20 protein-coding genes, 1 tRNA gene and 2 pseudogenes are annotated in these 18,679 nt (G+C 66.3%); 10 read left to right on the forward strand and 13 right to left on the reverse strand.

Translation table 11 applies throughout. The annotated features are described in order from the left end of the window. Positions 1-3 precede the first annotated feature (3 nt). Positions 4-1,338 (forward strand): dihydroorotase, encoded by a 1,335-nt coding sequence (locus LPJ38_RS15565; RefSeq protein ID WP_145637078.1) that lies wholly within the window; start codon positions 4-6, stop codon positions 1,336-1,338. 163 nt (positions 1,339-1,501) lie between these two features. Beyond that, a complete protein-coding gene (locus LPJ38_RS15570) occupies positions 1,502-2,371 on the forward strand; it encodes a sulfurtransferase (RefSeq protein ID WP_145637080.1) in 870 nt (289 codons plus the stop codon). Between the two features lie 171 nt (positions 2,372-2,542). Here the strand turns inward: LPJ38_RS15570 and LPJ38_RS15575 are convergent, their stop codons facing one another. The 4 genes from LPJ38_RS15575 to LPJ38_RS15590 all read right to left on the reverse strand — a co-directional run bounded on the left by LPJ38_RS15575 (position 2,543) and on the right by LPJ38_RS15590 (position 4,382). Further along, positions 2,543-2,809, reverse strand: a complete 267-nt coding sequence (locus LPJ38_RS15575; protein WP_008562226.1) for a hypothetical protein — start codon at positions 2,807-2,809, stop codon at positions 2,543-2,545. Between the two features lie 211 nt (positions 2,810-3,020). Then, entirely contained in the window at positions 3,021-3,398 is a 378-nt protein-coding gene (locus tag LPJ38_RS15580) for a TIGR02301 family protein (RefSeq protein ID WP_145637083.1), read from the reverse strand. A 45-nt stretch (positions 3,399-3,443) separates the two neighbouring features. Next, positions 3,444-3,878: an NUDIX hydrolase gene (locus LPJ38_RS15585; protein WP_145637086.1), complete on the reverse strand. Its 435-nt coding sequence runs from the start codon at positions 3,876-3,878 to the stop codon at positions 3,444-3,446. A 3-nt stretch (positions 3,879-3,881) separates the two neighbouring features. Continuing rightward, complete coding sequence (locus LPJ38_RS15590) at positions 3,882-4,382, reverse strand: hypothetical protein (RefSeq protein ID WP_145637089.1); 501 nt, start codon at positions 4,380-4,382, stop codon at positions 3,882-3,884. A 77-nt stretch (positions 4,383-4,459) separates the two neighbouring features. Between LPJ38_RS15590 and LPJ38_RS15595 the strand changes: the two genes are divergently transcribed. Next, complete coding sequence (locus LPJ38_RS15595; protein ID WP_145637092.1) at positions 4,460-5,224, forward strand: SOS response-associated peptidase; 765 nt, start codon at positions 4,460-4,462, stop codon at positions 5,222-5,224. Between the two features lie 84 nt (positions 5,225-5,308). On the opposite strand, the gene LPJ38_RS15600 is transcribed toward LPJ38_RS15595, so the two are convergent. From LPJ38_RS15600 to LPJ38_RS15625, 6 genes are all read right to left on the reverse strand, one after another. Beyond that, a complete protein-coding gene (locus tag LPJ38_RS15600) occupies positions 5,309-6,502 on the reverse strand; it encodes a CaiB/BaiF CoA transferase family protein (RefSeq protein WP_145637096.1) in 1,194 nt (397 codons plus the stop codon). Positions 6,503-6,538: 36 nt separating this feature from the next. Continuing rightward, entirely contained in the window at positions 6,539-7,465 is a 927-nt protein-coding gene (locus LPJ38_RS15605; RefSeq protein WP_145637098.1) for a glycine/sarcosine/betaine reductase selenoprotein B family protein, read from the reverse strand. A gap of 141 nt (positions 7,466-7,606) precedes the next feature. Then, the gene (locus tag LPJ38_RS15610) at positions 7,607-8,188 is read right to left on the reverse strand and encodes an NUDIX hydrolase (protein WP_145637100.1); all 582 of its coding nucleotides are present in this window, start codon (positions 8,186-8,188) and stop codon (positions 7,607-7,609) included. A 9-nt stretch (positions 8,189-8,197) separates the two neighbouring features. Further along, positions 8,198-8,641 (reverse strand): GNAT family acetyltransferase, encoded by a 444-nt coding sequence (locus LPJ38_RS15615; RefSeq protein WP_145637102.1) that lies wholly within the window; start codon positions 8,639-8,641, stop codon positions 8,198-8,200. Further along, positions 8,638-10,065 carry an FAD-binding oxidoreductase gene (locus LPJ38_RS15620; RefSeq protein ID WP_145637104.1) on the reverse strand — a complete coding sequence of 476 codons (1,428 nt, stop codon included), beginning with the start codon at positions 10,063-10,065 and terminating at the stop codon, positions 8,638-8,640. The genes LPJ38_RS15615 and LPJ38_RS15620 overlap by 4 nt, the downstream gene beginning before the upstream one ends. A gap of 16 nt (positions 10,066-10,081) precedes the next feature. Next, the gene (locus LPJ38_RS15625) at positions 10,082-11,071 is read right to left on the reverse strand and encodes an L-threonylcarbamoyladenylate synthase (RefSeq protein ID WP_145637105.1); all 990 of its coding nucleotides are present in this window, start codon (positions 11,069-11,071) and stop codon (positions 10,082-10,084) included. Positions 11,072-11,139: 68 nt separating this feature from the next. Here LPJ38_RS15625 and LPJ38_RS15630 point away from each other — a divergent pair. Further along, positions 11,140-11,216 (forward strand) — tRNA-Pro (locus LPJ38_RS15630). 206 nt (positions 11,217-11,422) lie between these two features. Here LPJ38_RS15630 and LPJ38_RS15635 read toward each other — a convergent pair. Further along, complete coding sequence (locus LPJ38_RS15635; protein ID WP_145637107.1) at positions 11,423-11,749, reverse strand: hypothetical protein; 327 nt, start codon at positions 11,747-11,749, stop codon at positions 11,423-11,425. Between the two features lie 111 nt (positions 11,750-11,860). Then, entirely contained in the window at positions 11,861-12,085 is a 225-nt protein-coding gene (locus tag LPJ38_RS15640; RefSeq protein WP_060736712.1) for a hypothetical protein, read from the reverse strand. 1,156 nt (positions 12,086-13,241) lie between these two features. Between LPJ38_RS15640 and LPJ38_RS15645 the strand changes: the two genes are divergently transcribed. The 4 genes from LPJ38_RS15645 to LPJ38_RS15660 all read left to right on the forward strand — a co-directional run bounded on the left by LPJ38_RS15645 (position 13,242) and on the right by LPJ38_RS15660 (position 16,019). Further along, positions 13,242-13,859 (forward strand): TetR/AcrR family transcriptional regulator, encoded by a 618-nt coding sequence (locus tag LPJ38_RS15645; protein ID WP_145637112.1) that lies wholly within the window; start codon positions 13,242-13,244, stop codon positions 13,857-13,859. Positions 13,860-13,916: 57 nt separating this feature from the next. Further along, a complete protein-coding gene (locus LPJ38_RS15650; protein WP_145637114.1) occupies positions 13,917-15,110 on the forward strand; it encodes an MFS transporter in 1,194 nt (397 codons plus the stop codon). A gap of 141 nt (positions 15,111-15,251) precedes the next feature. Further along, entirely contained in the window at positions 15,252-15,671 is a 420-nt protein-coding gene (locus LPJ38_RS15655; RefSeq protein ID WP_145637117.1) for a DUF4118 domain-containing protein, read from the forward strand. Positions 15,672-15,809: 138 nt separating this feature from the next. Further along, positions 15,810-16,019: a hypothetical protein gene (locus LPJ38_RS15660; protein ID WP_008557515.1), complete on the forward strand. Its 210-nt coding sequence runs from the start codon at positions 15,810-15,812 to the stop codon at positions 16,017-16,019. A gap of 14 nt (positions 16,020-16,033) precedes the next feature. On the opposite strand, the pseudogene LPJ38_RS15665 reads toward LPJ38_RS15660, so the two are convergent. Then, a pseudogene (locus LPJ38_RS15665) lies at positions 16,034-17,254 on the reverse strand (methyltransferase domain-containing protein). A gap of 128 nt (positions 17,255-17,382) precedes the next feature. On the opposite strand from LPJ38_RS15665, the pseudogene LPJ38_RS37940 reads away from it, so the two are divergent. Together LPJ38_RS37940 and LPJ38_RS37945 are read left to right on the forward strand one after the other, a co-directional pair. Then, positions 17,383-17,829, forward strand: a pseudogene (locus tag LPJ38_RS37940) (dTDP-4-dehydrorhamnose 3,5-epimerase family protein); the annotation flags it as partial. A 125-nt stretch (positions 17,830-17,954) separates the two neighbouring features. Beyond that, positions 17,955-18,524 (forward strand): NAD-dependent epimerase/dehydratase family protein, encoded by a 570-nt coding sequence (locus LPJ38_RS37945; RefSeq protein ID WP_283811479.1) that lies wholly within the window; start codon positions 17,955-17,957, stop codon positions 18,522-18,524. Positions 18,525-18,679: the final 155 nt, after the last annotated feature.

Below are 18,679 nucleotides of genomic sequence, written 5' to 3' on the forward strand. Positions count from 1 at the left end.
GCCATGACCCAGCGTTTCGACGTGATCCTCAAAGGCGGCACGGTGGTCAACCAGGACGGCGAGGGTGTTCGCGATATCGGCATCAGCAATGGTCGCATTGCCGAGCTGGGTCCGCTGTCGCAAGGCTCAGCTGCCGAGGTGATCGACTGCAAGGGCCTGCACATCCTGCCTGGCGTGATGGACACGCAGGTGCATTTCCGCGAGCCCGGGCTGGAGCAGAAGGAAGACCTCGAGACCGGCTCGCGCAGCGCCGTCATGGGCGGCGTCACCGCCGTGTTCGAGATGCCGAACACCTCTCCGCTCACAGTGACCGAAGCCACCTTCACCGACAAGGTCAAGCGTGCCCATCACCGCATGCATTGCGATTTCGCCTTCTTCATCGGCGGCACCCGCGAGAACGTGCAGGATCTGCCGGTGCTGGAGCGTGCGCCGGGCTGCGCCGGAGTCAAGGTGTTCATCGGCTCATCCACCGGCGCGCTGCTGGTGGAGGACGACGAAAGCCTGCGCCGCATCTTCCAGGTGATCCGCCGCCGCGCCGCGTTCCATGCCGAGGACGAGTACCGCCTCAACGATCGCAAATCGCTGCGGATCGAGGGCGACGCGCGCTCGCATCCGGTCTGGCGCGACGAGACCGCGGCGCTGATGGCGACGCAGCGCCTCGTCAAGCTGGCGCACGAGACCGGCAAGCGCATCCACGTGCTGCACATCTCGACCAAGGAAGAGATCGAGTTCCTGCGCGATCACAAGGACGTCGCCTCCTGCGAGGCGACGCCGCATCATCTCACGCTGGTCGCGCCCGAATGCTACGAGCGGCTCGGCACGCTGGCGCAGATGAATCCGCCGGTGCGCGGGGCAGATCATCGCGCCGGCATCTGGCGCGGCATCGAGCAGGGCATCATCGACGTGCTCGGCTCCGACCACGCGCCGCATACGCTGGAAGAGAAGTCGAAGACCTATCCGGCCTCGCCCTCGGGCATGACCGGCGTGCAGACGCTGGTCCCGATCATGCTCGATCACGTCAACGCCGGCCGGCTCTCGCTGGCAAGGTTCGTCGATCTCACCAGCGCCGGACCCGCGCGTCTCTACAACATGGCCTGCAAGGGCCGCATCGCCGCCGGCTACGACGCCGACTTCACCATCGTTGACCTCAAGCGCAGTGAGACCATCACCAACAAATGGGTGGCGTCCAAGGCCGGCTGGACGCCCTATGACGGGTTGCGCGTCACGGGTTGGCCCGTCGGTACCTTCATCCGCGGCCGCCGCGTGATGTGGCAGGGCGAGCTGGTGACGCCTTCGCAAGGCGAGCCGGTGCGGTTTCTGGAGACGTTGAAGCAGTAGGTTGCGACCATCGGGGGACGATCGCACCATCCCCGTCATTGCGAGGAGCCCTTGCGACGAAGCAATCCAGGCTGCCTCCGCGGAGGGATTTCTGGATTGCTTCGCTGCGCTCGCAATGACGAGGGGAGAGGTCTAACTTCCTCTCAAACGGGAGCGCCGTCCGATGTCCCAGCCATCCCCCCTCATCACCACTGAGCAGCTCGCCGCCATCCTCGGCGATCCCAACCTCCGCGTCTACGACTGCACCACCTACAACGAGCCGGTGCCGCCGGGCAGCGAGGTGCCCTATCGCGCGGTGCCCGGCGACAAGACGTTCGCGGCCGGCCACATCCCGGGCGCCGATTTCCTCGATCTGCAGGGCGAGTTCTCCGACGCCTCGTCGGAGCAGTTCTTCATGATGCCCGATGTGGCCCAGCTGGAGGCCGCCTTCGGCCGCCACGGCCTCGATGCGGGCAAGACCATCGTGCTCTACAGCATCGGCAGCATGATGTGGTCGACGCGGTTCTGGTGGATGCTGCGCTCGCTCGGCGTCGATGCGCGCGTGCTCGACGGCGGTTTCGACAAATGGAAGGAAGAGGGGCGGCCGGTCGAGACCGGCGCGCCCAAGGGCTATCCGGTCACGACCTTCAAGGCCACGCCGCGCGCGGGCTTCTTCGTCGACAAGACCGCGGTGATGTCGCGGATCGGCGATCCCGCGACCGTCATCGTCAACGCGCTCGGTCCGCAGTTTCATCAGGGTCTCGAGCCGAGCCGCTACGGCCGGCCCGGCCGCGTTCCCGGCAGCGTCAACGTTCCCGCCGCGACGCTCACCAACGCGGACAAGACGCTGACGACGCTTGCGGATGCCGAAGCGAAATTCGCCGCGGCAGGCGTCACGCGCGACAAGAGCGTGATCCTCTATTGCGGCGGCGGCATCTCGGCCACGATCGATCTGCTGCTGCTGACCCAGCTCGGCTACGACAGGCTGACGCTGTACGACGCATCGATGGGCGAGTGGGCAAGGGATCCAGCGCTGCCGATCGAGACCGACTGAGGCGCGCATTCCCGGCGCCACCGGGAACATGTCCCGGTCATCGCGAGACTAATGCTTGTCCGCGTTTAATCGCCATCGTGCGATAAACGCGTCAGACTGCGCGACGCTTTTCGCAAAGTCATTCATCCGTCAACTGGCCCCGCCCGCGTGGCGGGGTCATTTTTCGACGGCTCACTGCCTTGCGAGGCTGACCGAGAATTCGCCGTTGCGGATGCGGCCGGGAAAGCCCTCGACGAATTTCGCCACCGCGTCCTCGCCATAGGTGCCGACCAGTTCGGCAAAGGCGGCGAACAAGCTCGCCTGCGCCAGGCAGTCGCCGTCGACGCCGTCATGGCGCGCTTCGGCCCAGGCTTCGTTGAGATAGCTCAGTGCGGCCTGCTTCTGCTCGTGATCGGGCAGCGGCGCGCGGGCGGGGGCGTAGGAAATCGGCTGGCTCATGAAACTCGGTCAGGGCTGGGGCGCGATCCACGGCGATGCGCTGTGCGAGAGGTGTAGCACGGGCGTTAACGGCCGCTAGGCCACATCTTTAAGAAAGGTTAACGGCTGTGAACAAAGTCGATGACAGAGTTCCAGCCGCACGCGCCAAGCCCAACCCTTATGGTGAGGAGCGTGCGAAGCACGCGTCTGCCCGCGGCCGGAAGAGATGAGCTCAGTTCGCATAGCGCGCCGTCAAATCCCGCGAGATCTTCGAGCCTTCCTCGATATAGCGGCGGATCGCCACCGTCGCCGCCGGCGTGCAGCTCCGGTAGGTCTGCTGAAAGCCGTTATAGCCGCGGTTGAAGCCCGCGATCATGCGGGTGCGGCGTTCGCCCGAGGGTGTTTCGGCATCGATCAGCGCCTGCATCTCGTTGCGCCACTTGTTTCCCTCGTTGGACCCGCAGATGCCGCGCAGATAGTGCAGGCCGCCCAGGATCTCGGCCAGCCGCTGCAGGTCGCCGTCAAACGGCGCCGCCACGCCCTGGGCCCGGGCGGGCACGCAGGCGCAGGCGAGAATCAGGGCAAAAATGGCCGGAAATCGCGTGGACATCGGCGGCTGTATGCCCCCTCGGGGCGGTGGAAGCAAGGCGGGGCGTCAGGGCCCGATCAGGCGTGCGGCCGACTGGATCACCTCTTCCAGCCCCCCGGTCAGCTTAAGGTCGCCGAGGCCCGCCAGGGCATCCGGGGCGATCCAGCGGTAGTCGTCGAGCTCGTCGTTCAGAGCCGGCTCCTTGGCCACCCAGCGCGCGGCAAAGGACATGATCAGATAATGGCCGGCGCCGGCCGACGCCGGCAGTACCTCGCGCCAGCCGGCAAGGCCGACGATGTCGATGGCAAGCCCGGTTTCCTCGTCCACTTCACGCAGCAGGGCCTGGTGCAGCGATTCGCCGAACTCGACCCGGCCTCCGGGCAGCGAATAGAACCCTTTGGCGGGCGAGCGGGCGCGGCGGGTCAGCAGCACCTTGTCGTCTCGGAAAATCGCGGCGCTGACGGCGATCTGCGGATGGGTGGGCTGGGCTGCCGGCACCACGGCTCAGTTCGCCATGATGGTGTCGATGTCGGCTTCCGCGCCGCCATTGATGATGCCGCCGCAGGCCGCGATCAGCGGCTTGACCCAGGCCGTCGCCTGCTCGGCGAGCCGCACGCGCGTCGTGTCCTTCTCGACCTCGCGCATGGCCGAGCCGACCGCTGATAGAATCGAGGTCATGGTGTCGGTGATGTGGTCGAACTGGGCGCGCACGCTGGGATCGGCTTTCTCATAGGCCTCGATGGCGAGATCCCTCGCCTTGAAATTCGACGCCGTGAAATGCTCGGCATAGGAGAGCGGCGACCAGGTCAAGAAGTCTTCCGCGCATTCCGGCATGTCGGGGACCATTTCCAGCAGCATCACCGCTTCATTGAAATGGTTGAGATAGTCGGTGGCAAGCCCGGTCCGCGGGTTGATGTTGGCGACGCGCAGCCGTTCGGCCCAGGCGGCGGCCTCGGGGCCCGTCTGTACATGCGTCCGCGCGGGTTGGGAGGCCATTGAGCTCATCGGCCGCAGTGTTAACGTTCGGGGTTAAAAGGACCTGAACGGACCCTATATAGACGGCCTGATATAGACGGTTTGGGATGTGTGGACGCTTCGTCATAACTTCGGCCCCCGCGGCTTTGCGGCAACTGTTCGGCTATGTCGAGCAGCCGAATTTCCCGCCTCGGTACAATGTCGCCCCGACACAACCGATTCCCGTCGTGCTGGTCGAGAACGGCGCGCGGCATTTCCGCCTGATGCGATGGGGCCTGTTGCCGACCTGGGTCAAGGATCCCCGCGGGTTCACGCTCCTCATCAACGCCCGCTCCGAGACGATTCTCGAGAAGCCCGCCTTCAAAAAGGCGATCCGGCGGCGGCGCGGCCTGATCCCCGCGGACGGCTATTACGAATGGAAGACGGAGGGCGGCCGCAAGCAGCCGTTCTTCATCCACCGCGCCGACGGCGAGCCGCTCGGTTTCGCTGCGGTGTTCGAGACCTGGATGGGGCCGAACGGCGAAGAGCTCGACACGGTTGCGATCGTCACGGCGGCGGCGGGCGAGGATCTCGCCGCGCTGCATGACCGCGTTCCCGTCACCATCAGCCCGCGCGATTTCGAGCGCTGGCTCGACATCCGCGGCGACGAGGTCGATGCGATCCTGCCGCTGCTGACCGCCCCGCGCATCGGCGAGTTCGCCTGGCACCCTGTCTCCACCCGCGTCAACCGCGTAGCCAACGACGACGAGCAGCTGGCGTTGCCGATCAGCGCCGAGGAGATGGAGGCGGAGGCCGTGGCGGTCAAGCCGAAGAAGGTGGTGCGGAAGGTTACTGCGAGTTCGGCGGATGACGGGCAGGGGTCGTTGTTTTAGGCGATTGTCTTAGTCGAGCTGGCGCCATTTACTCCGCTGTCGTCCCGGACAAGCGAAGCGCGATCCGGGACGACGAATAGAGACCTACACAATCTCCTTCGCCCTCAGCTCCGCAATCGCCGCCGCATCGAATCCCAGCTCGCCCAGCACCGCATCCGTATCCGCCCCCAGCTCCGGCGCCATGCGGTCCAGTCTGCCGCCGCCATGCGCGAGCTTGAAGCTGCTGCCGGCAAAGCGCAGCCGGCCGTACGGTGTGTCGAGCTCCTGGATCGCACCTCGCGCGGCGACCTGCGGATGGTCGATCACCTCCTCGACCTTCCAGATGCTGGCGCAGGGCGCGCCGGCGTCTTCCAGGATCGTCTCCCATTCGCGCGCCGGCTTTGCCGCAAGCGCCTCCTCGATGATGGCGCGCAGAGCCGGTTCGTTCTCGTTGCGGGAGAACCAGTCGGCGAAACGCGGATCGGTTAGCGTGTCCTCGCGGCCGAGCGCCGACATCAGCGCGCGGTACTGCTTCTCGTTGTTGACGGCGAGCAGGATGTGGCCGTCGCCGCACTTGAACAAATTCGCCGTGGTCCTGCGGCTCACCGCCTGGTTGCCTGACAATTGCTGGCGATGGCCGGCGACCGACCAATCCGCGATCTGGCCCGAAAGGAACGCCAGCGTCGCCTCCAGCATGGAGACGTCGATCAGCTGGCCCTTGCCGGTGCGGTCGCGCTGATACAGCGCGCTCGACACGCCGAAGGCAGCCGTTGCGCCCGACAGCACGTCGCAGACCGCAAAGCCGGCGCGCGTCGGCCCAGTCTCGGGATGGCCGGTGATTGCCATGATGCCCGACAGCGCCTGCATCTTGCCGTCATAGCCGGGCCGCAAGCGATCGGGACCGGTTTGGCCGAAGCCGGAGACCGCGCAATAGATCAGCTTCGGATTGATCGCCGAGAGCGCCTCATAGCCGATGCCGAGCTTGTCCATCACGCCCGGGCGGAAATTCTCCATGACGACGTCGACCTGCGCCGCGAGCTTCTTCACGATCGCGATGGCTTCCGGCTTCTGCAAATCCAGTGTCAGGCTGCGCTTGTTGCCGTTGACGGCCTGGAACGCGGGCGCCAGGCCGCGCTCTGCCCATTCGCGTGACAGCGGCGTGCGGCGCATGTCCTCGCCCTCGCGCCGCTCGACCTTCATGACGTCGGCTCCCAGCAGCGCGAGCTGGTAGCTCGCATAGGGGCCGGCCAGCACTTGCGTGAAGTCCAGGATCTTCACGCCCTCGAACGGTCGCGTCACGTCGCTCTCCGAGCTTGTTCTGATTGTTGGACGACGTCAGGCGGCGCGGTTGCCGCGCGCAATCTCCTTCTGCTTGTCGAACTCGGCGCGGCGGCGCGCCAGCTCCTCGGGCGAGAGCTGGGCGACGTTGTTGTAGTCGAGCTTCCAGGAAGCATCCTCGCTCCAGCGCAGCGGCGACTGCATCGTGGTCTGCGGGCCGCTGGCGCTCTCCAGCAGCTTCAAGGCCAGCTCGAGCGTTTGCGCCTGCGAGGCGATGTCGTGCGGCTTGCCGGCGGAATTGCCGAGCGGGAAGTCCGAGAACAGGAAGCGCGGCACGGCGGCGTGCTCGATGATGTCCTTGGCGCAGCCCATGATCACGGTGGCAATGCCGTTTCGTTCCAGATGCCGCGCCACCAGCGCCGTGGTCTGGTGGCAGACCGGGCAGTTCGGCACCAGCACGGCGACGTCGACCTTGTCGGCCAGACAGCGCGCCAGGATCTCCGGCGCGTCGGTGTCGAGCGTGACGCGATGGCTGCGGTTGGTCGGCGCGCCGAAGAAGCGCTGGCTCACCTCGCCGATCCGCCCCGCAGCGCTCGCCTTCAACAGCTGCGGCAGCGGAAACCAGGTGCCGTTGTCGGTCGCCGAGGTGTGCTTGCGGTCGTAGCCGATATGCGAGATGCGCAAATCGTGTTCTTTCGAGGTGTCGCCGTCATAGACCTGGTAGAATTTGGCGCTGCCATTATACGCCGCGCCCGGTCCCTGGTCGCCCTTGTCGGGATCGAACGGCGCAGCGGTGGTGACGATCGTCACGCGCGACTGCGACAAGGGCTTCTTCAGCGGCTGGAACGGCGCCTCGGTGTAATGCGCCCAGCGATACGGCGTGGTGTAGCCGATCGCAGCGTAGTAATCGCGCGTGCGCTGCATGTAAGGGACGGGAGCATCGTAGTCGGGTGCAAAGCCGAATTCGTCGCGCGGAGCGGACATGGGCGCGTCTCCTGGTTCTTGGTTGGAGCCAGACTAGAGATAGTTTCGGCGTTGCTCAACGGGGGGCGGCGAGGATGCAGGGCTGAATTGCTTGCCGCGATGGCTCGCCCCGCGTGAGGCGCCACTCCTCCGCAAGCAAGCTCACCTGAACACATGCAGCGCCACGTATTGCAGCAGCATGATCGCCTTGGCGTCGATGATCCGTCCGTCCGCGATCATCGCCAGCGCCTCGTCGATCGAGAGCTCCAGCACCTCGATGTCCTCGCCCTCGTGTTCGAGGCCACCGCCGTCGCTGACGCGCATCTCCGGCTCGTATTCGGCGACGAAGAAATGCACCTTCTCGGTGAGGGCGCCGGGACTCATGAAGGCCTCGAACACCTTGTGGACATGGTGCAGCCGATAGCCGGTTTCCTCCTCGGCTTCGGCGCGGATGCGCATCTCGGGCTCGGCGTTGTCCAGCACGCCGGCGGCCGCCTCGATCAGCAGGTCGTCGTAACCGCGGATGAACGCCGGCAGGCGAAACTGCTTCACCAGGATCACCGTGCGCCGCGCGCGATTATACGGCAGCACCGTGGCGGCGTTGTCGCGCTCATAGGTCTCGCGGTGCTGCGTCTGCCACTCGCCGTTGGTGCGCCGGTATTCGAGCGTGGTGTTCTTCAGCGGCGTCCAATTGTCGGAGAGCACGCGGACGTCCTTGATGCGGACGCGATCGGAAATGGTCATGGATCGATCTCAGTTGCTTGGCGTGGTCGCGCGGCCGTCGAGCCACTTCTGGAACATCACGGACGTCGAGAGCTCGAAGCCCAGCGAGCCATAGAACGCATTGGCTTGCGCATTCTCGCGCCGGACCAGCAGCTGGAGCTTGGCGATACCCGCACGCCGCAGCCAGTCCTCGGCGGCAGTCATGATGACGCGGCCGTAGCCGCGCTTCTGGCAATCGGGATCGACCGCGACGTAATAGACCCAGCCGCGATGGCCATCATGGCCGACCATGACGCTCGCGACGATCGCGCCATCGTCGCGGCCGAGCAGCACCGTCGAATTGTCGCGCCGCCGCGCCAGCGCGATGTCGGCATGCGGATCGTTCCAGGGCCGCGTCAGGCCGCAGCGCTGCCACAGCGCCACGACGCCCTCCACGTCGGCATCATTGATGGCGTCGATCGCGAGCCTGCTCACAGCACCTTCCCCGGATTCATGATGCCGTGCGGATCGAGCATCGCCTTGATCGACCGCATCAGCTCGATCGCGGTCTTGTCCTTCACCTCAGGCAGCTCGTCGCGCTTGAGCACGCCGATGCCGTGCTCGGCCGAGATCGAGCCGCCCATGCGCAGCACGATCTCGAAGATAACAGCGTTCACGTCGTGCCAGCGCGCCAGGTAATCGGCCGTGTCGGCGCCGACCGGCTGGCTGACATTGTAGTGCAAATTGCCGTCGCCGAGATGGCCGAACGGCACCGGCCGTGCGCCCGGGATCAGCTTCACCACGGCGGCGTCGGCCTCGGCGATGAAGTCAGGCACGGCGGCGATCGGCACCGAGATGTCGTGCTTGATCGAGCCGCCCTCCGGCTTCTGCGCCGCCGACATCTCCTCGCGCAGCTTCCAGAAGTCGTTGCGCTGGCTGAGATTGGCCGCGATCACGGCGTCGTCGACGATCTCCTCCTCCATGGCGCGCGTCAGGATCGTCTCCAGCGGCGTGCGGGCGTCTTCACCCGGAGAGGATAATTCCATCAGCACGTACCAGGGATGCTTCTCTGCGAGCGGGTCGCGCACGTCGATGCCGTGGCGCACCGAGAAATCCACCGCCATCTCCGACAGCAGCTCGAAGCTCGTCAGCGCGTTGGCGGCTTCGCCTTGCGCGATCGTCAGCAGCTTGAGCGCGGCCGCCGGCGATTTCAGCCCGACGAAGGCGGTCTCCACCGACCGCGGCTTCGGAAACAGTTTTAGCGTCGCCGCCGTGATGATGCCGAGCGTGCCTTCCGCGCCGATGAACAGGTTGTGCAGATTGTAACCGGTGTTGTCCTTCTTCAGCTTCGACAGCACGTTGAGCACGCGGCCGTCGGCGAGCACGACTTCCAGCCCCAGCGCCATCTCGCGCGCGACGCCATAGGCCAGCGCGGCGGTGCCGCCGGCATTGGTCGAGAGATTGCCGCCGATGGTGCAACTGCCCTCGGCGCCCAGCGACAGCGGAAACAGCCGGTCAACCTCGGCCGCCTTCTGCTGCGCGATCTGCAGCACCACGCCGGCTTCGACCGTCATGGTGTTGGAGGCGGCGTCGACCTCGCGGATCTTGTCGAGCCGCCGCAGCGACACCACCACCTCGCCATTGTGCGGGGTCTGCCCGCCGACGAGGCCGGTATTGCCGCCCTGCGGCACCAGCGCGATCCTGTGCGCGGAGGCGAGCTTGCAGATCTCCGAGACCTCGGCGGTCGAGCCCGGGCGCAGCACCAGCGGCGAGCGGCCGTGGAACAAATTGCGCTCTTCAGTGACGTAAGGCGCGATGTCGTTGGCATCGGTGATGGCGTGGCGCTTGCCGACGATCTTGCGAAATTGGTCGATCAGTTCGGGCGCAAGCGGCGGGATGGCAGGCTGGTTGATGTTCATGTCGTCTACTTCGCTCTCATCTTGCCGCGGCAGCCCGGCGCAGCCGGTCATTGATCGCTTCGCCCAGCCCTTCCTCCGGAATCGCCATCACCGCAATCGCGCGCGGGCTCTTCGCATCGAGGGCGCGAAGATAGCCGAACAGATTGGCGGCGGCTTCATCGAGATCACCTGTGGGCGACAGATTCATGACGGCCGCGGCAGCCTCGATGCCGGGCAGGCGCGCAGGGCCGAACGCCAGCAGCGCTTCGCCCGGTGCCACATCGCGCGCGTCGAGCCGCACATCGGCACGCGGCGCGTAGTGCGAGGCCAGCATGCCCGGCGCCAGCGGTTGGCTGTCGTCGCTCTCGGCTTCCGCGGGCGGCCGCGCCAGGGGCGCGTCGAGCACGGCCTCGATCCGCTCGCGCGACAGGCCGCCGGGGCGGAGCAGCGTCGAAGTCTCGAAGCAGCCGACGATGGTCGATTCGACGCCGACCTCGACCGGCCCGCCATCGACGATGAGGTCGATCCGCCCCGATAGATCACTTTGGACGTGGGCGGCCACCGTCGGCGAGACATGGCCGGAGATGTTGGCGGACGGCGCCACCACGGCGCCGCCGAAGGCGCGCAGGATCGCCTGCGCCACGGGGTGAGCGGGGATGCGGATCGCGACCGTGTCGAGGCCGGCGGTGGCAAGGTCCGCGACGGGGCAGTCGTCCGTCTTCGGCAGCACCAGCGTCAGCGGCCCCGGCCAGAACGCCTCCGCCAGCGCCAGGGCGCGCGCATCGAACCGCCCGATCCGCCGCGCGGCTCCGAGGTCGGCGACATGGGCGATCAGCGGATTGAACGCCGGCCGCCCCTTGGCGGCGTAGAGATGGGCGATCGCGGCGGCATTGGCGGCATCCGCGCCGAGCCCATAGACCGTCTCGGTCGGAAACGCGACCAGCCCGCCGGCCGCGAGCACGCGGGCAGCCGTGGCATCGGCCGCCGCGCCTGCCGGTAAAATCAGCGTTTCAAGACCCGTTTTCACAGGGATAAAATTCCTCTAGCCCGCCGCTTGCGGTGCGCCAAACCCGACGCTATAAGCCGCCTTCTTGTCGGAGTGTGGCTCAGCCCGGTAGAGCACTGCGTTCGGGACGCAGGGGTCGCAGGTTCGAATCCTGCCACTCCGACCATTCTTCCAAAAGTCGACGTTTCCCAGAGACTTGGCGGGCGGCCGCCGGGGCCTCGGGAGCGCCTTTCTGCAACGATTTTCGAGGCGGGTCCACGGCCGATTTGGCCCAAGCAGGGACGCCTGTGCGCGCGGCATGGCTGGCGCGGAGCGATGCGCTTCCGTCATTCGATATGCTCGGTCCTGTGCAGCCGCGCGTCCGCGCAGAATCTATCGCCGCGCCACCACCACGCCCACCAGAAACGCCACCATCAGCGACGGCAGCGGCGCCTCGCGCACCATGCTGCGGACGATGTCCGGCCAGTGCTGATCCGGCACGAGCTTTGGCGACCTGACCTCGGCGAGCGGCGTCATGCCCCATTCCGAGGCGAGCTCGGCGATCTCGCTTTGCGCCAGGCGCACGCCGTCGCGGACGCGGAAGATGGCGGCTTCCGATCGGTCGCGCGGTGCGAGCGCCATCAGCGTTGCGACCGCGGTGCGCAATGTCATCTCGCCATAGCCTTGCAGCCTCACCGACTCCTCGGGATCGGACGTCATGCGAAATCCCTCGCGGGCGCGAAGCGCGTCACGATTTACGCCATGCCCGGCATGGAAATGGTGATGCGCGACGTTGGTTCCCTCGGCGTGAGCGAATCACGAAGGGTCTGGTTATTTCCGCAGCAGCTCGCTCAGCGCCGCCGTCGCCTCGGCACAGCGGATGTCGTCGATCTCGCGCGACAAGCTCAGCGCGCTCGCCTTCAGCTCTTCCACCTTCCAGCTCTCGGGATGCTGGCTTTCCAGCTGGCCGAGCCGCTTGTTGAGGTCATCCAGTCTCGACTGGAGCTGCCCGATGCTGGCAGCCCCATTCACTTTCCAAACGCGTTGTGCACGCATCGTCGTTCCCCTGATCGTCTCACGGCCTTGTGAGAGCGGTTCGTGGCCGGATTGGGAGTTTCTCTTGTCAGGCTTCAGACAGTTGGGAACCGTTGCAAATTCGCAACGAGTTCCGTGGTGGTTGCCGCGCCTGTGTCGCCCTCTGTCAAGCCGGCGCGGTGAAAATATTCTACTTTACCGAAATTCGGAATTGACGTATGTGTCGCCCATCCCGGCTCACCCTTGAGGGGCGGTCATGTTGTCGTGTGGTCGCAGAGCCGGGCTTGCGGTGGACGCAGCAGCGTCGTGCGCGAGAGCCAAGGGCAGGGCGGATTGCTCTCCGTGAGCCCTGAGGCATCGCGCGGACGAGCGGCGCTGTCAGGTTCGTCGCGTCATATTCCGGTGGCAACGTGCACAACGCCGCCGGACCCTGTGGCGCCAACGAACCGTGCGTACGGCAAAACCGTGTGGTCCTGGCCGTCGTTGCTACGGTCAAGCTCTTGCGGAGGCGGCATCTGCGCCAACCGGCGCGGGGCTGGTGAATTTCGCAAGGGCGAGGGAGGCCAGAAGGAACTCGGCTCCCGGGAGAGCGCGGCATAAGCCGTCCGACCATCGCGCAGGGAAGGCCGTGTGTTGGGCTTCACCTGTATGCTGCTGTGCGGTTCTTCCTGCGTGTGCTTTTGCGCAGCGGACCGCGGGTGCCGCCGGCACCCGGCCTTCCCTGCACCCTCTCGGATATGAGGGTGGAGCGATCAAGCAAAGCTCGGGCGAAAAGCGCCGCGAGGCTGTGAAGGCGTGTCTAGGCTTCGAATGCAAACCGAGCGATGCTGCAACCTCATACTCCGTCATTGCGAGGACGAAGCAATCCAGAATCCCTCCACGGAAAGACTCTGGATTGCTTCGTCGCAAGGGCTCCTCGCAATGACGTGGAGAGAGTGTCGCGCCCCACTCCGCTCGTGCCCCGGACGCAGCGCAGCGTCCCTTCGACGATGCGCTGCAGAGCCGGGGCCCATCTCTCCGAGTAATCCGCATCGGATGGGTCCCGGCTCTGCGCAGCGCCACTGCGCGCCGCAGCGCGTCCGGGACACGAGAACTGGTGATCGACGTACCAGCTTCATTTCCTCCGCTCACAAGCTCGTGTCTGTATTCGGAAACGTTCATTCCCTATTATCCCGCAATGCAAAAGACCGCCCGCCGATCTCGACCTGCTCGTCCGCCCGGCCGCCCCCGGGAGTTCGACATGGACATCGCCCTCGAAAGGGCGGTGCGGGTGTTTCGCGAGCGCGGTTATCATGCGACTTCGATCGGCGACCTCGCCGCCGCGATGCGGCTGGCGACGGGGAGCATCTACAAGGCGTTTCGCGACAAGCATGCGGTATTCCTCGCCGCCTTCGAACGTTACACCCATCTCCGCCAGGAGCAGACGCAGCAGGCCGCGGCGCGCGGCGCAAACGGCCGCGAGAAAATCCGCAACGTGCTCTTGTCGTATGTCGAGCATTCCCAGGGCAGCGAAGGACGGCGCGGCTGTCTCGTCGTCGGCAGTGCGGTCGAGCTGTCGGCGCTCGATCCTGTGGTCGGCGCCCGCGTCAACGCGCAGCTCGAGGCAAACGAGAACTTCATCGCCGGCCTCATTCGCGAAGGATTGGCCGACGGCTCGATCCCGCGCCATGTCGACGCCGAGGACACCGCGCGGCTGATGATCTGCATCACGCAAGGTCTGCGCGTCGTCGGCAAGTCCCGCCTGCGGCTCGAGGCGCTGCGCCTCGTCGGCGTCGCGATGAAGCTGCTCACCTGAATTCTTTGTCAGAATAGGGAATTGTCATTCCCTATATCCTATCTGGAGTCGATGCGAATGACGATGAATGCCACGATCGAGACCGCGCCCGAACCGGACGCGATCTCGCAGCGCCTGACCCTGGTACTTGCCGCGGCCTGTGGCATGGTCGCCGCCAACATCTATTACGCCCAGCCGCTGATCGCGCCGATCAGCGCCGCGCTCGGCCTCTCGGATGCAGCCGGCGGGCTGATCGTCACCATGACCCAGATCGGCTACGGCACCGGGCTGCTGCTGATCGTGCCGCTCGGCGATCTCGTCGAGAATCGCCTGCTGATCTGCTCGGTCATTGCGCTCGGCGCCGCGGCTCTGCTCGCGGCCGCGTTCGCGACCCACGCGCTGCCGTTCCTGCTCGCCGCGCTGTTCGTCGGGCTCGGCTCGGTCGCGGTGCAGATCATCATTCCCTATGCCGCGCATCTGGCGCCGGAAGCCAGCCGCGGCCGCGTCGTCGGCAACGTCTCGACGGGCCTGATGCTCGGCATCATGCTGGCGCGCCCGGTGTCGAGCTTCGTCACGGCGGCACTGTCGTGGCATGCGGTGTTCTTCTGCTCGGCCGCGCTGATGATCGTGCTCGCAGCAGTTCTCTGGATGACTTTGCCGAAGCGCAAGCCGGTCGCGCGCATGCATTATGGCGCGCTGCTGCTGTCGATGCCGGAGCTCGTGCGAACGACGCCGCTGCTGCGCCGCCGCGCCCTCTATCAGGCGAGCCTGTTCGGCTGCTTCACGCTGTTCTGGACGGTGGCGCCGCTGCTGCTGGCGCGTGAGTTCGGCTTCACCCAGCGCGGCATCGCGCTGTTCGCGCTCGCCGGCGCTGCCGGCGTGTTCGCGGCCCCGATCGCGGGACGGCTCGCCGATCGCGGCCATAGCCGTCTGGCGACGCGGGTCGCGATGCTGCTCGCTGGCGCGGGATTCCTGATCACGCATATCGGCGCGCCCGGATCGATGCTGAACCTGGCCTGCCTGGTCGTGGCGGCAATCGCCATCGATATCGGCGTTCAGGGGAATGTCGTGCTCGGCTTCCGCGCCATCTTCGTGCTCGGGCACGAGCACCGCAGCCGCCTCAACGGCCTCTATATGGCGACGTTCTTCGCCGCCGGCGCTGCCGGCTCCGCACTCGGCGCCTTCGCCTTCGCGCAAGGCGGCTGGACGTTGGCATCGGCCATTGGCCTAGCCCTGCCGGTCGCCGGCCTTCTCTATGCGGCGACCGAGTAGCCGCCCGGCACGGCCGACACTTGTGCGATGCGGCCCGTTTACCGATCGTCGCGAGGGCGCAATTTCCGCCTCGCGGTGCGGGCGCGGCTGTAGTACTTTGGTCGCAATCGGGCCTGGTTAACGGGCGGCAGGGGGAGGCTGATGAGGCGTGCGGGGCTGTTTGGCGTACCGCGGGTACGGCCATGGTCGTGGCAGGCGTTTCTGCTCGGGTTGGTCGTCGTTGCACTGTCGGCCGTGCTGCAGGGGATCTGTGTCGCCCTCGGCGCAAAGCTCTATTTCGGGGCATTCCTGCCCGGCCTCTTCGTGCTCGCGCTCGTTGCGGGCGTGCCGTCGGCGGCGTTCGCTGCGCTGGTGACCGTTCCGCTGGTGTGGTGGGCCTTCATGCCGCCCTTCTTCGAATTCAATTCGCTGACCAGCGCGAATGCCGATTCCATCAACCTGTTCTGCCTGCTGGCGGTGCTGCTGATCGGGCTCGCCGATCTCTGTCGCAAGACGATACTGATCGTCAGCCGTGGGGGCCTGAAGCACTCGGACGAGAGCGCCGCAACGAATCCGCAATAGATCGGCCGCGGGCGACCATGCGCGTTGCGCGCGCGCAACAGTTCGGCAACCATCCGCAAGCTTGCGGCGCGCCGCTAACTTTTCGAAAAAGATTTGGCCGCAGTTTCTCCCGCGGGAACGACGAGGGAGTATTCGGACATGAACGGCCACATCACCGGTCACGCCATTTTGGAGAACGTGCGTCGCTACCGCGGCATCGCATCGCTCTATCGCCAGACCGCTGCATTCCGTCCGGGCCAGAGCTGGTCGCTGCTGGAGCAGGCGAAGGATTGGGAAGCGCGCGCGCTGTCGGAGCTCGAAGCCTATTTCGCGGCGCGCACGGATTACGCCGCTCCGCGCGCGGCCTGATCGTTAACCATCGCTCACGATATGATCGTGAGATCGGGCGCGGGCACGACGAATTGCCCGCCCCAGCGACGGACCTCCGGCAGCTGGGCGATGATCTCGTCCTTGAGATTCCAGGGCACGTAATCCGGCCGGGCTGCGATCAGCGTGGCGGGATCGCGGTCCGGCAGATGCGATCCCGGCAGCAGCAGGCCCTGCTTGTGCGGATTGCGGTCCACGGTGAACGGGATCATCTCGCGCGTGACGCCGCAATAATCGAGCAGCGTATTGCCCTTCGCGGGCGCGCCATAGGCCAACACCGTCTTGCCCGCACGTCGCGACGCGACGAGAAAGCCGCGCATCATCTCGCGCTTCGCCGCCACCTTCTCCCGGAAACCACGATAGGTCGCCGGCTGGTCGATGCCCGCTTCTGCTTCACGCCGGCGCAATGTCTCGAGTGCGGGCGAGGAGCCTTCAGGCGCAGCCTGGTCGCAGACGTGCAGACGCAGCGAGCCGCCATGCGTCGGCAACTCCTCGACATCGAAGATGCGCAAGCCGTGTGCGCGAAACACGGTCCCGAGGGTTGCGAGCGAGAAGTACGACAGATGCTCGTGATAGATCGTGTCGAACTGGATGCCTCGATCAGCTGCAGAAGATGCGGCAGCTCCAGCGTCGCGCGCCCGGTCTCGGGCAGGAGAATGCGCAGTCCGGCGACGAAGTCGTTGATGTCGGTGACGTGGGGCAGCACGTTGTTGGCGACGACCAGATCGGGCCTGTGTCCTTCGGCCCGCAGCGCGCGCGCGACGTCGCGGCCGAAATAGCAGGTCCGGGTCGGAATGCCCTTGGCGACGGCCGCCGCCGCGGGGCCGCCGGCGGGCTCGACGCCGAGCACGCGGAAGCCGGCACGCCGGAAATATTGCAGGAGATATCCATCATTGCTGGCGAATCTCGATCACCTCGGACGTTGCGCCGAGCTTCGCGCGGGCGATCATCGCTGCGGCGTAGCTCTCGCAATGACGCAGCCAGCTCTCGGAATAGGAGGAGTCGTAGAGATATTGGTCGAAGATGCTCGCCGCAGGCTCGAATTGCGGCAGCTGGACCAGCCCGCAGGCCCGGCAGGCCCGGGCATGCAACGGATAGACCGGCTCGGTCGTGTCCGCCCGCTCCCGCGGCACGAAAGAGTTTGCGAGAGGCGACAGGCCGAGATCGACGAAGGTCTCGTCGAACTCGTCCGCGCAGAAGCGGCATCGCCTGTCCATGGACGGATCGACCCGTTGTGCCGTCCTGCCGCGGCTGTTACTGAATTGCCTCAAGCTACGCAAATGCCGTTAACGTTGCGCATGACGAGACCAAGCTGGTGCGGTGCGTCGCCGGCCGCGCCTTCGATGTGATCGTCGATCTGCGCCGGTCGCTGCCGACATATGGGCAATGGTGCGCGGTCGAGCTCGCCGCCGATCGGCATAATGCAGTGTTCATTCCCGCCGGATGCGCGCACGGTTCCAGACGCTCCATCGACGTGCCCTATGATCCGCGAGCAGCGGCCGGCATTCGCTGGGACGATCCGTCGCTGGCGATCGCCTGGCCGCTTCCTGATCCGATCCTGTCCGCGCGACCGCGCGCTGCCTTTTCTCGCATGAAGCGGGTGCTGGTCACGGGCGCGTCCGGATTCCTCGGCCGTGCGCTGCTGTCTGTGCTGGTCGATCGCGGCTTCGAGGTCTATGGCGTCGCGCGCTCGGCTCAGCCGTCAACCGCCGGCGTGAGGTGGCACGCCGCTGATCTTCTCAGGGAAGCCGGCCGCGTGCAGGTGCTGTCGGCATCGCGCCCGACGCATCTGGTCGATCTCGCCTGGGACGCGCGGCCGGGCCGTTATCGTGACGATCCCGTCAACCGGCTCTGGGCGAAAGCGAGTATCGATCTGCTCGCGGGGCCAGCGCCCGCGATACCAGTCGCATCCTCGGCATCGGAAGCTGTCTCGAATACGGCCCGCAGAACGGCTTGTGCGACGAGCGCACGAGCGCATGCCGCCCAACGACCCTGTATGGACAGAGCAAGCTCTGCGCAGCCGAAGCCTACATCGCCGCCGGCGCGACTTGGGGCCGTGTATATTTCCCGTTCGGCCCGTACGAGCCCGACGCGCGTCTCATTCCGTCGCTGATCCGGCATCTTCGCGCGGGCCAAAGCTTCGACTGCTCGCATGGCCGGCAGCTGCGCGACTTCGTCTATGTCGAGGACCTCGCGGAGATGATCGCCGCGGTGCTCGACAGCGATCTAACCGGCGCGGTCAATCTCGGCAGTGGCGAGCCGCGCAGCCTGCGCAGCGTGGTCGAGCATGTCGCCGATCGCCTCGAGGCGCGGCATCTGGTCCGGTTCGGGGCCATCGAGGCAACCGGCGTCGACGCCGAGCCGATCATCGCCGCCGACATTCGCCGCCTTCGCGAGGTGACCACGGGCCTGCCGATGATCGGCTTCGAGGCGGGCGCCGGGCGCGCTCTCGCGTGGTGGACCGATCGCCTGTCGGGGACGACGTGACGTGCGGCATTCTCGCGGCGAAATGACGACAGCCTGCACCCCTGGTAATTACGGAGTTGTCTCGCCCCCCGCCTGTGCTAGTCACGGGCCGACCGACATCTCCTTCACGCCGGCCGGGGCAAGCGATGACCACCTTCAACCGCATCTTCACGACG

Origin of the sequence: Bradyrhizobium daqingense, assembly GCF_021044685.1 — a bacterium.
In the GTDB taxonomy this organism is placed as follows: domain Bacteria; phylum Pseudomonadota; class Alphaproteobacteria; order Rhizobiales; family Xanthobacteraceae; genus Bradyrhizobium; species Bradyrhizobium daqingense.

What these genes read in the sequence shown, in the direction of transcription:
- LPJ38_RS15565 (WP_145637078.1), top strand. Translation starts at nt 4, where the DNA reads ATGACCCAGCGTTTCGACGTGATCCTCAAAGGCGGCACGGTGGTCAAC.
- LPJ38_RS15570 (WP_145637080.1), top strand. Translation starts at nt 1,502, where the DNA reads ATGTCCCAGCCATCCCCCCTCATCACCACTGAGCAGCTCGCCGCCATC.
- LPJ38_RS15575 (WP_008562226.1), bottom strand. Translation starts at nt 2,809, where the DNA reads ATGAGCCAGCCGATTTCCTACGCCCCCGCCCGCGCGCCGCTGCCCGAT.
- LPJ38_RS15580 (WP_145637083.1), bottom strand. Translation starts at nt 3,398, where the DNA reads ATGTCCACGCGATTTCCGGCCATTTTTGCCCTGATTCTCGCCTGCGCC.
- LPJ38_RS15590 (WP_145637089.1), bottom strand. Translation starts at nt 4,382, where the DNA reads ATGAGCTCAATGGCCTCCCAACCCGCGCGGACGCATGTACAGACGGGC.
- LPJ38_RS15595 (WP_145637092.1), top strand. Translation starts at nt 4,460, where the DNA reads ATGTGTGGACGCTTCGTCATAACTTCGGCCCCCGCGGCTTTGCGGCAA.
- LPJ38_RS15605 (WP_145637098.1), bottom strand. Translation starts at nt 7,465, where the DNA reads ATGTCCGCTCCGCGCGACGAATTCGGCTTTGCACCCGACTACGATGCT.
- LPJ38_RS15610 (WP_145637100.1), bottom strand. Translation starts at nt 8,188, where the DNA reads ATGACCATTTCCGATCGCGTCCGCATCAAGGACGTCCGCGTGCTCTCC.
- LPJ38_RS15620 (WP_145637104.1), bottom strand. Translation starts at nt 10,065, where the DNA reads ATGAACATCAACCAGCCTGCCATCCCGCCGCTTGCGCCCGAACTGATC.
- LPJ38_RS15635 (WP_145637107.1), bottom strand. Translation starts at nt 11,749, where the DNA reads ATGACGTCCGATCCCGAGGAGTCGGTGAGGCTGCAAGGCTATGGCGAG.
- LPJ38_RS15640 (WP_060736712.1), bottom strand. Translation starts at nt 12,085, where the DNA reads ATGCGTGCACAACGCGTTTGGAAAGTGAATGGGGCTGCCAGCATCGGG.
- LPJ38_RS15645 (WP_145637112.1), top strand. Translation starts at nt 13,242, where the DNA reads ATGCAAAAGACCGCCCGCCGATCTCGACCTGCTCGTCCGCCCGGCCGC.
- LPJ38_RS15650 (WP_145637114.1), top strand. Translation starts at nt 13,917, where the DNA reads ATGACGATGAATGCCACGATCGAGACCGCGCCCGAACCGGACGCGATC.
- LPJ38_RS15655 (WP_145637117.1), top strand. Translation starts at nt 15,252, where the DNA reads ATGAGGCGTGCGGGGCTGTTTGGCGTACCGCGGGTACGGCCATGGTCG.
- LPJ38_RS15660 (WP_008557515.1), top strand. Translation starts at nt 15,810, where the DNA reads ATGAACGGCCACATCACCGGTCACGCCATTTTGGAGAACGTGCGTCGC.